We start from the raw sequence: 14,727 nt of genomic DNA on the forward strand, positions 1-14,727 counted from the left end.
GTATGAGATGGCTGCCAGAAAAAGACTCGATATTCTTTTAGTTGAAAAAAACTTTTTTAAGACACGTTCACGCGCACGTGATGCTGTTATGCGCCAAACTGTTAAAGTTAACGGAGAAATCGTTTTTAAAGCTGGGCAAATCGTTTTTGATGATGCAGAGATTACCGTTTGTGATCCAGCGCAGAATTATGTTTCTCGGGCAGCGTTAAAATTGATTGCTGCACTTGATGCATTTCCAATTATAACAGATAAAGTGACAGCCATTGATGTTGGTGCATCAACAGGTGGTTTTACGCAAGTTCTCTTAGAGCGTGGAGCAGATCATGTTATTGCCGTTGATGTTGGGCATCATCAATTTGATAAACGTTTATTGGGCAACAGTGCTATAACGTTATTAGAAGGCTTGAATGTCAGAGATTTTAAACAGGAACATTTAGGTGGGCGAGAAATTGATCTTATCGTTTCAGATGTTAGCTTTATTTCGCTCAAACTTGCATTGCCTCCCGTGTTGTCTTTAGCCAAGAAGGGAGCCCAAGCTGTTTTACTGGTAAAGCCTCAGTTTGAGGTTGGTCGTAAACATTTTAGTAAGGGAGGAATATTAAGTCCATCAAGTGCTAAAGAAACTGCTGAGGCACTTTTTGTTTGGTTAAATACACAAACAGGGTGGAGTGCAAAAGGTTTAATTTCTTCCCCTATTACAGGTGGTGATGGCAACGTGGAATATTTACTATTCGGAGAAAAACAAGAGTGAATGACAATGTCATAATCGATCATATCGGAGTAAATGGTTATGGTATTGCTAAGATGTCTCACGGCTTCGTTTCTGTTCCTTTTACTTTACCAGGAGAGTGTGCTGAAATTACTGTTCATGGAAAATATGCAACATATATAGCATTAAAAGAAAAATCATCAGAACGCATTGATACTCTTTGTCAGCATTTTGGAGAATGTGGAGGGTGTACTCTTCAGCATTGGCATATGGATGCTTATCGCGTATGGAAACAACAATTGGTTGTTGAGGCGCTTAAAAATTATGGACTTAATAATGTTGTTGCACCTTTAATAGAATGTAAACCTTATAGCCGACGGCGGATTACTCTAACAGCATCCATGACCCCACAGGGGCAAAAAGTTGGTTTTAACCGTTATCTCTCTCATGAGATTGTAGCTCTTGAGGAATGCCCAGTAAGCCGTCCAGAGCTTATTTCTCAGTTGCATAATATCAGAGAGCTCTGTGCTTTTCTAAAGAGCTCTGCCAAACGGTTTCATGTTACGATAACATGTGTTGAAAATGGTTTAGATGTTGCTTTAAGCGGTTGCATTATACACCATGAATCACTTCGTCAGAAAATGATCAGTGCTGCTCTTTCATATGGGATTATACGTTTATCTGTTGACGGTGAAGTTTTGGTTGAACGAGAAAAACCAGAGATTTACTTTGGAGATGTCCGTGTTGAATTTCCTTCTGGTGGTTTTCTGCAAGCAACTTGTGAAGCGGAAAATATAATGGGCAATATTATTTTGACTCATTTAAAAAAAGCAAAGAATGCTGTTGATTTGTTTTCAGGGGTAGGAACATTTACCTTGCGTATGGCAAAAAAGATGAATGTTCATGCAGTAGAAAATAATGAAGATGCATTAAGAAATCTAAATACAGCAGCACGTTTTGCGACTGGTTTAAAAACGGTCACTTGTGAAAAACGTGATCTTTTCCGACATCCCCTTTCTGTAAAGGAACTTGAATGTTTTGAGAGTGTTGTTTTGGATCCTCCCCGTGCTGGTGCAGAGCAACAAGTACGTGAATTAGCGAAGACAACAGTATCACGTGTTGTGGCAATTTCTTGTAATCCTACTACATTTGCTCGTGATTTATCTCTTCTTGTTGCAGGGGGGTATACAGTAGAAAAAATCATACCGATCGATCAATTTTTATGGTCACCACATGTCGAAATTGTTGCTGTTTTGAGCAAAAAGAAAAAAAAGAAAGGTTGGAAACTTTAGCCTAATTTTTTTTAAAAGTTTACCTGAGTATTATTATAAAATCTCTCCAAAATTTATCTATAATAATAACCTTTTTCTCGTTGATCTAAGAGCACTGAATGTAGAAAGTGCTTTTTTATTATGAAATATAAAAGACAAGTTACCCCACACAAAAAAACCACAAAAAAGACGAATGGATTACGAAGAATATGTATCTGAATAAGCCTGTTCCATCGTTATATTTGCCATCTCCCAATGTTTCTAAAATTCTTGGTACTTGAGACGGTCCATAAGAAGAATCTTTAGTTCTTTCTTGTACAGTTTTTATCCATATAACTCTCCCTGCCTGTAATGTATAAACGAATGATTTTGATTGGTTCAACAGACACAGATTTAAAATGAGAGAATCTTACGGTATTCAAGGTTCTAATACAATATGAATAACGCTAGATTATCTTTATAAATCAATGCATTGTACCCCCTCACAAAATGGTCGTAATAGACGAGAAGGAAGCAATACGGGGAAGGAATGAGCAAGCTTATTCCTCTATAAGCGCAGTTCCACCGATTGTCATATTATTGATTCGAAGGTGAGGTTGGCCAACACCAACAGGGACATTTTGGCCAGCTTTTCCACACATACCAATACCATTATCTAGTTTACTATCATTACCAATCATTGTGATACGTTTCATAGCATCCGGTCCATTTCCAATAAGAGTTGCCCCTTTGATTGGTGCACAAATTTTACCATTTTCTACTCGGTATGCTTCAGTACATTCAAAGACGAATTTTCCAGAAGTAATATCAACTTGTCCTCCACCAAATGAAACAGCATAGATACCACTTTTAAGTGAAGAAAGGATTTCTTCAGGTGTTTTATCTCCTCCTAGCATGATTGTATTGGTCATTCGTGGCATTGGTGCATAAGCATAAGATTCACGCCGTCCATTTCCAGTTGATTTACCTCCCATAAGCCGTGCATTAAGCCTGTCTTGCATAAAACCAACGAGCTTTCCATCTTCAATGAGAACGTTATATCCTGAAGGGGTCCCCTCATCATCAACAGTGAGAGAGCCACGGCATTGTGGAATTGTTCCGTCATCAACAACTGTAACACCTTTTGCTGCAACTTGTTGTCCTAAAAGTCCAGCAAAAGCGGATGTTTTTTTACGGTTAAAGTCACCTTCTAAACCATGACCTACGGCTTCATGGAGCATAACACCAGGCCATCCGTTGGCTAAGACAACATCAAAAGATCCAGCAGGTGCTGCTTCTGCTTCTAAATTTGTTAAAGCCATACGTAAGGCTTCATCTGCAGCTTTCTTCCAATTGTCTTCATGAATAAATTGGTTAAATGCTTGTCTCCCTCCACACCCATAAAAACCATTTTCACGTCGATTGCCTTCAGCTACGACCACAGATATAGAAAGTCGCACAAGGGGACGAATATCACGAACCAAATAACCATCTGCACGTAAAATTTCAACATGTTGTAGCGAGCCGGAAAGAGAAACAGTCACTTGATGCAATTTATCATTTTTAGCACGTAAATAGGCATCAATTTTTTGCAAAAGAGCACTTTTTTCTTCAAATGATGGAGCATCAAGGGGATTATGCGGTTGATAAAGTCTTTTGTTTGTTTGTTGAGGTGCTATACTATAAGGCCCTGCATGATTATTATAGGTAACAGCTTTAGCAGCTTCACTGGCACGTTTGAGTGCAGCAGCTGATAACTCACTAGAGTGAGCATATCCAGTAGCCTCTCCAGCAACAACGCGTAGTCCAAATCCCATATCTTGATGAAATGAGCCGTTTTTAAGCTGCCCATTATCAAATAAAAGAGCTTCGCTTTCTGTGTACTCAAGGTAAAGCTCACCATCATCAGCATGATGAAGTGTTTCCTGTACAAGTGATTGCACTTTAGAGGAAGCAATATCAAAATGATCAATCAGCGATTTCATAAGAATTATCCTATTTTTATGGGGGCTTAGAAGATTTTTATCAATCTAATTTTAAGAATCTTTCAAAATATACGATGAAATTTCAATCGTTTAAAGTGTATTGATTTCACTCATGTTGGTAAGGTTGCATAGGCGTCGCCAAGACCATGAAGGTCAACAAAACCTCCAATCCCTTGTTCCGGAGTTGTAAAGATAAAATAGGTTGCCATTTTTCCTTTTAAAAAGAGCTGCAATATGTCTTCTTTAAGAAAGGCTTCAGCAACACAATTATCACCAAGACAACGACGATATTCCATTCTGCCCATATTTTTATCGTCAATTTTAATTCCAACGCCAGGACGTAATTCAACGCGAATCGGAACAAAAACACGCATCAAGGCACCTTGCTTTTGAGGAAGTTTATAAAATGTAACGCGCAAGGTAATATCTTGACGCCCTTGTGTGTGAACGTTTTGTACAACTTCACACTGCATGTTAGGTGTACCTGGTGGTAGAGAACAAACTTTTGTCCATGCACCATAGGTTTGTGGAGCAGGGACACTTTGCGCATAGGGTGTTTGTGCAAATGCATGACTGATAAAACTACTATAAAGTGTGTAAAAAACAGTGCCAATAAAAAAAGTTTTTTTGAGTAATTTATAAAGTATCACAGAAAATCCTATCCGACTTAACACTCACAACCATGCATAGATTTACATAAAAAATGAATTCCCTATAAAAAACTATAACACAAAATCAGTATTTACCCAAATATATTAATTCATAGGATATATTTTTATGATACACTTGTAATATGGGAAAGAACGTTGATTGAAAAAATGTGTTTTTATTGCCAGTATTTTCATCTACTTTTAGGGTATACGTGCGAAAGAGATATTTCATATTTTCTCAAAAATACGATTGGTCTTAATTGGTCATTTCCATACGCTAGATAATATTTGTCAGATAATATTGGGTTTGTGAATGACAGAAATGGAAAAGGGCTTTGAGTGGAATGTCAGTTTCAGAAAAGTTATCGGTTGTGAATGGTAAACCAACGCCACCAAAATCCACTATTAGTGATTATATCACATTATTAAAGCCACGTGTTATGTCTCTTGTGATCTTTACGGCTTTAGTTGGTTTGATGGTGTCTCCTGTTCCTATCAATCCGTGGTATGGTTTTTTAGCAATTTTATGTATTGCTGCTGGTGGCGGTGGTGCGGGAGCACTGAACATGTGGTATGATGCTGACATTGATGCTGTGATGGAACGGACTAAAAAGCGTCCCATTCCCATGGGTAAAATCAGCTCTCAAAAGGCATTTATTTTTGGCATGGTTCTTTCTATGCTCTCGGTATTGGTTATGGGGAGCTTCATTAATTGGTTTGCGGCATTTTTTCTTGCTTTTACGATTTTCTTTTATGTCGTTATCTATACAATTTGGTTAAAGCGTATCACACCACAAAATATTGTTATTGGTGGTGCTTCTGGGGCTTTTCCACCAATGATTGGATGGGCCGCGGCAACAGGGACAGTGAGTATTGATAGCTTTTTATTATTTTTGATCATTTTTATGTGGACCCCCCCCCATTTTTGGTCTCTTTCTTTATTTTCATCTCTTGATTATGAGGCTGCAGGCATCCCTATGATGCCTAATGTACGAGGTGAACATTCAACAAAAAAACAGATTTTATTTTATACTATTTTGATGGCATTATGTGCTGCTGCTCCTTGCTTTATTGGTCTTGGCGGAATTTTTTATGCTATTTTTTCAACAATTTTAAGCATTATCTTTATTTATTTTGCCTATCGTTTATGGAAAGCTGATACACATAATGAAACTATTTTGATGGCCAAAAAAACGTTTTTCTTTTCGTTACTCTATTTGGCAGCTATCTTTGGAGTTCTTTTGATTGAATCTCTTGTTTGGTATTTTATCGCTCTTTAGGCAAATAAAATGAAAAAGCAAATTTAAAAAGAGCTTTTCTTCAAGAAAATTCTGTAAGAAAACACGATAGAGTCTGTTCTTATGCAAAAGATGATATTGCGCGTTTTTTTACATTGCTTATTCATGTATAATAATAGGTTGTTTGAATATATAGCTAAAACTATAGAGATTAAGGATGATTTATGTCTGGACTTCCCCCTTTAACGATACGTCTTTGTGGTCCACGTGGATTTTGTGCAGGGGTTGATCGTGCTATCCAGATTGTTCTGCTTGCATTAAAAAAATATAGTGCTCCAGTATATGTTCGTCATGAAATTGTACACAACCGCTACGTGGTTGAGGGATTACAGCAACGGGGAGCTGTTTTTGTCGAAGAACTTGATGAGATTCCAGAAGAACATCGCAATCAACCGGTTGTTTTTTCTGCTCATGGTGTACCAAAATCTGTTTCAGAAGAAGCGCGATGCTATAATTTGTTTTATCTCGATGCAACATGTCCGTTGGTCTCGAAAGTGCATAAACAAGCGATACGACATCAACGTCATGGTCGTCATGTTATATTGATTGGTCATGCTGGTCATCCTGAGGTGATAGGGACAATGGGACAGCTTGAAGAAGGGGCTGTGACGCTTATTGAAACGATAGAAGATGCTTTGCATTATCAACCCAATGATCCAGATAAATTAGGATTTGTGACACAAACAACGCTTTCTGTTGAAGATACTGCAGGAATTATCGATATATTACAACAACGTTTTCCTACATTAGCAGCCCCAGCGGCTGAGTCAATTTGCTATGCTACAACGAATCGACAAGATGCGGTTAAAGCAGCGGCAAAGGGGAGCGATTTGTTTTTGATTGTTGGAGCACCAAATTCTTCTAATTCACGACGTTTAGTAGAGGTTGCCGAAAAGTCTGGTGCGCGGCAAGCTATTTTAGTTCAGCGCGCTGATGAAATTAATTTTGAAAACCTAAAATCTCTTTCTATTGTCAGTCTTTCAGCAGGGGCTTCGGCTCCTGAAATTATTATTGATGAAATTATTTCAGCATTTCGTGAGCGTTATGATGTCACAATAGAATTAGCTGAAACAGCGGTAGAAACGGAAAAATTTTTAGTGAGTCGCGAATTACGTGACGTCATTTTAACGTCTCAAGATATGGCTTTCGTCAATGGTCAAGCAAATAATGCAAAAAATGAAAATCAGAATACAAACATATCTACAACGAAAGCAGAATAATGGCCGTTTATACAGATATTCACCCAAATGATTTAAAAGTGTTTTTAACACGTTATGCAATAGGATCACTTTTGTCTTATCAAGGTATAGAGGAGGGGATTGAAAATTCTAATTTTATGTTAGAGACAACACAAGGGCGATTTATTTTAACACTTTATGAAAAGCGTATTTCAAAAGATGATTTACCTTTTTTTTGTCGCTTGATGCAGCATTTAGGACAGCGTGGAATTCCTTGTCCTCAACCTGTTATTCAAAATGATGGAATGATGATCTGTGAATTAGCAGGACGTCCTGCCGCTATTATTACTTTTCTGGAAGGAGAGTGGATCCGCCAGCCCAATATAGATCATTGTGGCGAAGTGGGGATGGGGCTCGCACAATTACATTTAGCAGGACAGGATTTTACACTTAGTCGTAAAAATACTCTTTCTGTTATGGATTGGAAGGTCTTGTGGCAACGTTGTCAAACCAAAGAAGATGCATTGTTAAAAGAATTTGGACAAAAAATTGAGTTGGAATTGGCTTTTTTACAGAAAAATTGGCCGTTCAATTTACCAATAGGCATTATTCATGCAGATCTATTTAATGATAACGTCTTTTTTGTGAATCATCGTCTTTCTGGGATGATAGATTTCTATTTTGCTTGTAATGACTTTTTTGCTTATGATTTAGCGATCTGTTTAAATGCTTGGTGCTTTGAGCCTGATCATTCCTATAATCTTACCAAAGCACGTAAGTTATTGGAAAGTTATCAAAAAATAAGACCATTGATTCCTTTAGAATTGGACAAGATGGTTTTATTAGCTCGTGGTGCGTCTCTACGTTTCTTACTCACACGTCTATATGATTGGTTTAATACACCGCCTAATAGCTTTGTTATTAAGAAAGATCCATGGGAGTATTGGCACAAGCTTTGTTTTTTCAGTAATGTAAATTCGCTAAGTGAATTAGGTTTTTAAATTTTATGGCAACTCAACAAAAAGTCGTTGAAATTTATACAGATGGTGCTTGCTCAGGGAACCCTGGAATTGGAGGATGGGGGGCAATTTTACGCTGGAATGGTCATGAACGGGAGCTTTATGGCGGTAAGGTTCATACGACAAACAATCAAATGGAACTCATGGCGGCTATTTGTGCATTAAAGGCGCTTAAAGAGCCCTGTTTGGTCGATCTTTATACAGACTCAGTTTATGTGCGTAACGGTATATCTAAGTGGATTGAAGATTGGAAAAAGAATAATTGGCGCACCGCATCAAAAAGTCCTGTTAAAAATATGGAGCTATGGCAAGCTCTTGAGGATGCTAGTTCTTGTCATACAGTCAGATGGCACTGGGTAAAAGGGCATGCGGGACATCCAGAAAATGAACGCGCAGATGCCCTTGCTCGCAAAGCAATTACTCAATATCGTGAAAATGGACGTTTTCCAGCATAATTGCTGTTTGGGAGCTTTTTCTTTTATCACGGAGTCGCAAGCGGGGTTGGCTGCGTATGGAATATGAATGTTCCACTTAAGGCGTGATCTTTAAAAGAAATTGTATAAAAAATTTTTTGGTTTATTTCTTCTGGTGCGAAATAGAGTGGAGCACTGAAGAGTGTATATTCTGCGTTATCACTGACTTTTCTTGCTGCTCCAATTTGCATTTCTCCTCCATCTAAAAAGAGAGAGGAAGGTGTAGTTTTGTTGTTATTTTGTATTTTTATAAGAAGGGTACTGTTATTTTTTTCGGCACTTATTTTTAGTGCATTCTGCATCATGCGGGGCAAAGAATCTTGCGCCTTTTTTAAGAAGGAAGCAGGAAGATGTTTATTTTTAAGAGCAGATGGCGAAAAATCAAAGTTAATAGTAAATGGAAGACAGATTTTATTACATAATCCAAGAGTGAAAGTACCACTTAAATTTTTGCTTGAACCAGAAAGATTGAAGGGCAATATTACTTTATCTTTATAACCTAATGACCAATCATTTTCTGTTTCAAAAAGCTGTGGAGTAGGATAGAAGATTTCATAAGAAATCTGTTGGTTGAAATTAAAAAATGGTGCCATGCCAGAATTACCTGGATTACGCCAGTAAGTTTTCCATCCTGGTTTAAGCTCAATTTCAATAATGCCTTCTCTTATTCCAGAAAGAGAAGGTTCAGTGATCGCTAATCGGATACGACCACCATCTGATTCATACCAAGATGTTGCGAAAAGCTGGAGTTTTTGTTCTGTTTGAGCATTTACAGGAATGTTAAGTAATTCTAAAACTATGAATGTTAAGCTTAAAGTAACTAAAAGCTTTTTATAAAAGAAAGTTGCGATATTTTGTAAATTTGTAAATATACGACTTTTTTTCATTGGAGTTTTATTTTCCTAGTGTGCTAAATGAACAAACTTTTATCATGTAAATTATGGAGAATAACAGATTAATGAAGCGGTGTAATGGCTTTTTAGGTGGACAATTACTCATAGCAATGCCTGGGATGAATGACAAACGCTTTATTCGTTCTGTTATTTATATTTGTGCGCATTCTAATGCCGGTGCGATGGGCATCATTCTTAATCAATTGCATCATATTGATTTTCCAGAGCTTTTGCTTCATTTGGGAGTCATAGACAGTGGCCAAAAAAAAAGTCTTTCTGAACCAATAAAACAGTTTCCAGTTCGCTATGGTGGTCCTGTTGATCCTTTGCGTGGTTTTGTCCTTCATTCAGATGATTATGCTTGTGAAGAAACTGTTTTTATTGCAGATAAGATCTGTTTTACTGCGACAATTGATATATTAAAAGCGATCAGTTGCGAACAAGGTCCGCAACATGCACTGGTCGCATTAGGCTATGCTGGATGGAAAGCGGGGCAACTTGAGGCAGAAATTTCTACAAATGGTTGGCTAATCAGTTCTACATCACCTAGTTTTCTTTTTGAAAGCGATTTAAGCTGCAAGTATGATAAAAGTTTAACACGCATGGGTATCGATCCAACTTATCTTGCTTCTGAAATGGGACACGCGTAGAGTTTTTTCTAAGCTTTTTAACTTTACACGTTATTTTATCCATTATGTTTTTATTTTATAAGGGAAATGGCTCTGAACGAGTGTAATTAATTCTTCTATGGCAATCGGTTTCGTCACAAGTGTACTTTGAACATATTTACAGCCTTCTTGACGAAGAAAGATTGCTTCTTTTTCATTTTCAACACCTTCTGCGATAATTTGCAAATTAAGATCTGTTGCCATATTAATGATAGACTTTAGAACAATTTTCTTCTTAAGAGAGTCGATTGAGATAAGTGAACGATCAAGTTTAACCATATCAAATGGATAACGTACGAGATAGGTCAGAGACGAATAACCTGTTCCAAAATTATCGAGTGCGAGATTCATTCCCAGTGTTTTAATTTGTTCAAGAAAGTGCGCTGATTGTTCAGGATTATTTCTTAAGACAAATTCAGATATTTCAATCATCAGACGCCCTTTGTGGAGCGGATGGCGAAGCAAAGCGGCACGCAATTGACTGATAAAACGAGGATGAATCATTTCTGCGCTTGGTAAATTAATTGAAATAAAGAAAGATTGTTGGGAAAACTTTTCTTGTACATTTATAAGATCAATAATGGCATTATCGATGATAAACTGTGACAAATCCATAACAATTTGTTCATTTTCTACGATTTTTATGAAATCAGAGACATTTAAATTTCCATAAGTGGGATGATGCCATTCTACAATTGTTTCAAAACCAATAATATGTCCGTCTGATAAATTAAGAATAGGATGGTAGAGGATTTTCATCTCATTACGTTTTATGGCATAATGAACATCTTTCTCCAGAGTATTATGTTCGAGACCCAAAGTGCGAAAATTAGGACGAAAAGGTTCAATATGGTTTCCACCCATTTGTTTTGCGCGAATCATCGCTAATTCACTATCATTAAAAATATCTTTAGCCGTCGATCGGCTTTCACTCCATGTAACCAATCCGATAGAGGTTGAAAGGATTATTTTGTTTTCTGAAAGTGAAATAGGTGCTGAAATTGTTTTGTGCAAATGATCTGCAAATGCTGCAATTTTTTGTGGTTCGGTTTCACTAAGTAAAATAATTGCAAAGCGGTCTGCTGAAAGACGCGATAAGGTGTCTTGAAAGTTAATGAGACGATTTAAACGACGTGCGATTATAAGCAGTACAGTATCCCCAACTGCTATGCCTAATTTGCGATTAATTTGGCGAAAATTGTCAAAATCAATCATAAAGACAGTCGGTCTAATTTTGATATTTGCTTTCGCTAAAGAGGTATAATTTTGTAGTCTATCAAAGAAAATTTGTTGGTTAGGAAGTCCGGTTAAGCTGTCGTGGATTGCATCATGCAATAAGCGTTCTTCGGATTTTTTATGGTTAGTAATATTGACAATGGTTCCAATGACACGTGTGATTTTTCCATCTTTTTGCATAGCCGGACGTGCACGAAGAGAAAACCAATGATAATAACCACCACCGGAAGAAAGACGAAAAATTTGATCAATGCGCCCTTTTTTATTTTTAAGAATGATATCCAATACAGCTTGAAAGCGTTCACGATCATCATGGTGCAAGGCTGAAATCCAGTTGCGCATAGGTCCATTGAGGTTATGAATTTCAGTACCAAAAAGGGTTGCCATGTTTGGATGTACAACAATACGGTCACGCTCGATATTCCAATCCCAAATAATATTTCCAGCACCCTTTGCTGCGAGTACTTGTTGTTCCAGGTCGGAAAATATTCCTTCATGGAAAGCGTCATTAGAAAAAGTTTGTTGCAGGACAGTAAAGCTTATGAGAAGAACAATGAGCACTAATCCCCCCGCTAATGCTGGCTGGATAATATCATTGTTTAAATGTCCAGCTATGCAAGCATAGGCTCCAACACACCAAAAGCTAATGAGCAACCATGTTGGAATAAGCATAATAGCGCGGTCATAGCTTCTGATTGAGAAATAGATGATTAATATTATACCAAGCACAGCGGTAAGGCCAAAAGACAAACGCGCAATTCCAGCTGCTCTGATGGGATCATAAATAGCAAAGGCTCCTAGACTGCAAAAGGCAATGGTCCAAGCGATAGCACCGTAACTAAAATGATAATGCCAGCGGTTAAGGCTGAGATAGGTAAAAAGAAAAATGAAGAGTGTAGCAGTAAGAGCTACTTCTGTACCAGCACGCCAGATTGGTTGTGTTGTGAGTGTAACTGCAAAGAATTTATTTAAAAAGTTGAAGTCAATACCAATATAAAAAAGCACTGCCCAAGCAACAGCAGCTGTTGCAGGAAACAGCCCTGTTCCACGGACGACGAAGAGAACAGTTAACAAAAGCGCTAAGAGACCTGATATCCCAAGAAGAATACCATGATAAAGCGTATAAGAATTAATTGCATCTTTATAAGCTTCAGGTTGCCATAAATAGATTTGCGGTAGATTTGCAGAGTTAAGTTCGGCCACAAATGTAACAACAGCACCAGGGTTAAGAGTAATACGAAAGATATCAGAGTTTGCACTAAGTTGACGATCGAGGGAAAAACCTTCGCTTGGCGTTATGGATTGAATCCTTGCTGATCCAAGGTCTGGCCAAAAAAATCCAGAACGTGCCATGCGGTAATGGGGGGCAACAATGAGACGATCAACTTGTTCATCTGTTGGATTTGCAAGAGAAAAAACTGCCCAATTTCCGGAAAATTTTTCATTTTTTGCCTGCACTTCAATACGCCATACAATACCATCTGGTCCTGGCGCTGTACTTGTTTGAAAAATAGAGTTGTTTGTATGGTGAATTTCAATTGCTTTTGAGAGATCAAGAGCAGCATCTTGAGAAGAAATTTTAACTGGATCAATTGCTTGTGCTGATGTAAGATGGACAAAAGAACTAACGACTACAATGAAAATGATGTCAATTATTTTACGCAAACTCTTCACAATGTCCCACTCTCAATATTTTAGGATGTTTAATTTTCATTTCGATTTTTGAGAAAAAACGTCCACCTTTTATAATTTATTTACATAATAAATTGTTATCACTTTTTCTTAAGTTGTGTGATTTTATATACAAATAAACCACATACCCATTTGCTCCAATAGAACTTGAAGCGAATGAAGTTTTATATTTTAAAAGGGCAAAGTTAAACCATAAATTTCCAGATTTCACGGATATACCTTCACTCATTAGAATCTTTATCACATGAAGTATGAATTGGGTAGTTTTGTACGCCTCTTTGCCCAATATTTCCAAAACTTATTTAATGAGAAGAGCTTTTGTGGTAAATTTTATGATAAAATATGTGATGTTATTGTGATGCTGCTTTGAAAAGAAGTTTTTACTTTAGCTTGTATGAAAGAGTTGACGTTAAATCATCAAAATTTATGAGGGGTCCTACAGGTCCGACAGCAGTTAGTGTTGGTGTGGAGTTTGTAAAAAGACGATGTGCTAAATCAGTTAATCTTTTAGGAGTAATGAGATTGAGGCGTTCAATTGTTTCCGATATTGGAATTGGTCGACCATAAAGGAGTATTTGGCGAGCAATGAGATGTGCTTGACTAGAAGGATTTTCCTGTGACATTGTCAGGTTCGCACGATATTGCGTTTGTGCTCGTTGTAGTTCATTAGCGTGAATATTTTTGCTGACCTTGGAAAGTTCATCAAGAATCACAGGAATAAGTTCTTTGAGCCCTTCTTGTCCGGTAGCAGCGTGAACACCAAAAAGTCCAGTATCTGAAAATCCCCAATGAAAAGCATAAATAGAATAGCATAATCCACGTTTCTCTCTTACCTCTTGAAAAAGACGTGAAGACATACCACCACCAAGAATGATTGAAAGAATTTGGGCCGCATAAAAATCACGCGCGTGATAAGCGCGTCCTTCAAACCCTAGAACAACTTGTGTATCCATTAAATCGCGATATTCACGAAAGTCGCCACCGACATAATTTGCAAGATTAGTAAGAGGTGCGGTTGAATGGGAGCGAAAAGTACCAAGACGACTTTCAACTTCTCGCACGAAACTTTCGTGCTTTACAGCTCCTGCTGCAACGACAATCATACGATCTGCACTATATTGTTTATTGATGAAATCATGGAGATCAGTAGATGTAAATGATTGAATAGTTTTAGCTGTTCCTAAAATAGAGCGCCCAAGGGATTGATGACGAAAGGCTGTTTCTGTAAAATGATCAAAAACAATATCATCAGGAGTGTCATGGGCAGCACCAATTTCCTGAAAGATTACTTGTTTTTCTCGTTCTAGTTCATTGTCGTCAAATTTTGAATGCATTAAAATATCGGCTAAAATATCTATAGCAAGAGGGATATCGCTTTTAAGTACACGTGCAAAGTAAGCTGTTGTTTCAATACTGGTTGTAGCATTTATTTCACCGCCAACATCTTCAATATCGGTTGCAATTTGAAAAGCAGTGCGGTTTTCGGTTCCTTTAAAAGCCATATGCTCAAGAAGATGAGCAATACCATGCTGTGTGGAGGTTTCATTGCGTGAGCCCACTTTAACCCATATCCCGAGGGCAACACTATCAATTTGTTGCATTGTATGTGTGGCTATAGTCAAACCATTACTAAGGCGACATATATCTACATCCATGTATTTACAACTCCATTAATA

General features: G+C 37.5%; 12 protein-coding genes. 7 read left to right on the plus strand and 5 right to left on the minus strand.

What is annotated here, in order from left to right:
- The first annotated feature begins 7 nt into the window (after positions 1–7).
- Positions 8–751: a TlyA family RNA methyltransferase gene (locus ACFILL_RS01320; RefSeq protein ID WP_375643156.1), complete on the plus strand. Its 744-nt coding sequence runs from the start codon at positions 8–10 to the stop codon at positions 749–751.
- Positions 748–2,001, plus strand: a complete 1,254-nt coding sequence (locus ACFILL_RS01325) for a class I SAM-dependent RNA methyltransferase (RefSeq protein ID WP_375643154.1) — start codon at positions 748–750, stop codon at positions 1,999–2,001. Before ACFILL_RS01320 ends, ACFILL_RS01325 begins: the two co-directional genes overlap by 4 nt.
- Before the next feature lie 518 nt (positions 2,002–2,519).
- On the opposite strand, the gene tldD is transcribed toward ACFILL_RS01325, so the two are convergent.
- Positions 2,520–3,944 carry a metalloprotease TldD gene (gene tldD / locus ACFILL_RS01330; RefSeq protein ID WP_273791351.1) on the minus strand — a complete coding sequence of 475 codons (1,425 nt, stop codon included), beginning with the start codon at positions 3,942–3,944 and terminating at the stop codon, positions 2,520–2,522.
- A 110-nt stretch (positions 3,945–4,054) separates the two neighbouring features.
- Positions 4,055–4,594: an invasion associated locus B family protein gene (locus tag ACFILL_RS01335; RefSeq protein ID WP_273791352.1), complete on the minus strand. Its 540-nt coding sequence runs from the start codon at positions 4,592–4,594 to the stop codon at positions 4,055–4,057.
- A 344-nt stretch (positions 4,595–4,938) separates the two neighbouring features.
- On the opposite strand from ACFILL_RS01335, the gene cyoE reads away from it, so the two are divergent.
- The 4 genes from cyoE (at position 4,939) to rnhA (ending at position 8,544) form a co-directional block, all read left to right on the plus strand.
- Positions 4,939–5,874 (plus strand): heme o synthase, encoded by a 936-nt coding sequence (gene cyoE, locus ACFILL_RS01340; protein ID WP_375643165.1) that lies wholly within the window; start codon positions 4,939–4,941, stop codon positions 5,872–5,874.
- 182 nt (positions 5,875–6,056) lie between these two features.
- The gene (ispH, locus tag ACFILL_RS01345) at positions 6,057–7,112 is read left to right on the plus strand and encodes a 4-hydroxy-3-methylbut-2-enyl diphosphate reductase (protein WP_375631385.1); all 1,056 of its coding nucleotides are present in this window, start codon (positions 6,057–6,059) and stop codon (positions 7,110–7,112) included.
- Positions 7,112–8,071: a homoserine kinase gene (locus ACFILL_RS01350; RefSeq protein ID WP_273791354.1), complete on the plus strand. Its 960-nt coding sequence runs from the start codon at positions 7,112–7,114 to the stop codon at positions 8,069–8,071. Before ispH ends, ACFILL_RS01350 begins: the two co-directional genes overlap by 1 nt.
- A 5-nt stretch (positions 8,072–8,076) precedes the next feature.
- The gene (gene rnhA, locus ACFILL_RS01355; protein ID WP_273791355.1) at positions 8,077–8,544 is read left to right on the plus strand and encodes a ribonuclease HI; all 468 of its coding nucleotides are present in this window, start codon (positions 8,077–8,079) and stop codon (positions 8,542–8,544) included.
- A gap of 26 nt (positions 8,545–8,570) precedes the next feature.
- Here the strand turns inward: rnhA and ACFILL_RS01360 are convergent, their stop codons facing one another.
- Positions 8,571–9,449, minus strand: coding sequence for a protein-disulfide reductase DsbD domain-containing protein (locus ACFILL_RS01360; RefSeq protein WP_375643153.1), 879 nt, complete (start codon positions 9,447–9,449; stop codon positions 8,571–8,573).
- 71 nt (positions 9,450–9,520) lie between these two features.
- Between ACFILL_RS01360 and ACFILL_RS01365 the strand changes: the two genes are divergently transcribed.
- The gene (locus ACFILL_RS01365) at positions 9,521–10,105 is read left to right on the plus strand and encodes a YqgE/AlgH family protein (protein ID WP_375631387.1); all 585 of its coding nucleotides are present in this window, start codon (positions 9,521–9,523) and stop codon (positions 10,103–10,105) included.
- A 42-nt stretch (positions 10,106–10,147) separates the two neighbouring features.
- Here the strand turns inward: ACFILL_RS01365 and ACFILL_RS01370 are convergent, their stop codons facing one another.
- Together ACFILL_RS01370 and ACFILL_RS01375 are read right to left on the minus strand one after the other, a co-directional pair.
- Positions 10,148–13,033, minus strand: coding sequence for an EAL domain-containing protein (locus ACFILL_RS01370; RefSeq protein ID WP_375643152.1), 2,886 nt, complete (start codon positions 13,031–13,033; stop codon positions 10,148–10,150).
- A gap of 398 nt (positions 13,034–13,431) precedes the next feature.
- Positions 13,432–14,706 carry a M16 family metallopeptidase gene (locus ACFILL_RS01375; protein ID WP_375631389.1) on the minus strand — a complete coding sequence of 425 codons (1,275 nt, stop codon included), beginning with the start codon at positions 14,704–14,706 and terminating at the stop codon, positions 13,432–13,434.
- Positions 14,707–14,727 lie beyond the last annotated feature (21 nt).

The sequence above is a fragment of the Bartonella sp. AP20NXHL genome (assembly GCF_042196165.1).
Lineage (GTDB): Bacteria > Pseudomonadota > Alphaproteobacteria > Rhizobiales > Rhizobiaceae > Bartonella.

What these genes read in the sequence shown, in the direction of transcription:
- ACFILL_RS01320 (WP_375643156.1), top strand. Translation starts at nt 8, where the DNA reads ATGGCTGCCAGAAAAAGACTCGATATTCTTTTAGTTGAAAAAAACTTT.
- tldD (WP_273791351.1), bottom strand. Translation starts at nt 3,944, where the DNA reads ATGAAATCGCTGATTGATCATTTTGATATTGCTTCCTCTAAAGTGCAA.
- cyoE (WP_375643165.1), top strand. Translation starts at nt 4,939, where the DNA reads ATGTCAGTTTCAGAAAAGTTATCGGTTGTGAATGGTAAACCAACGCCA.
- ispH (WP_375631385.1), top strand. Translation starts at nt 6,057, where the DNA reads ATGTCTGGACTTCCCCCTTTAACGATACGTCTTTGTGGTCCACGTGGA.
- ACFILL_RS01350 (WP_273791354.1), top strand. Translation starts at nt 7,112, where the DNA reads ATGGCCGTTTATACAGATATTCACCCAAATGATTTAAAAGTGTTTTTA.
- rnhA (WP_273791355.1), top strand. Translation starts at nt 8,077, where the DNA reads ATGGCAACTCAACAAAAAGTCGTTGAAATTTATACAGATGGTGCTTGC.
- ACFILL_RS01360 (WP_375643153.1), bottom strand. Translation starts at nt 9,449, where the DNA reads ATGAAAAAAAGTCGTATATTTACAAATTTACAAAATATCGCAACTTTC.
- ACFILL_RS01365 (WP_375631387.1), top strand. Translation starts at nt 9,521, where the DNA reads ATGAAGCGGTGTAATGGCTTTTTAGGTGGACAATTACTCATAGCAATG.
- ACFILL_RS01375 (WP_375631389.1), bottom strand. Translation starts at nt 14,706, where the DNA reads ATGGATGTAGATATATGTCGCCTTAGTAATGGTTTGACTATAGCCACA.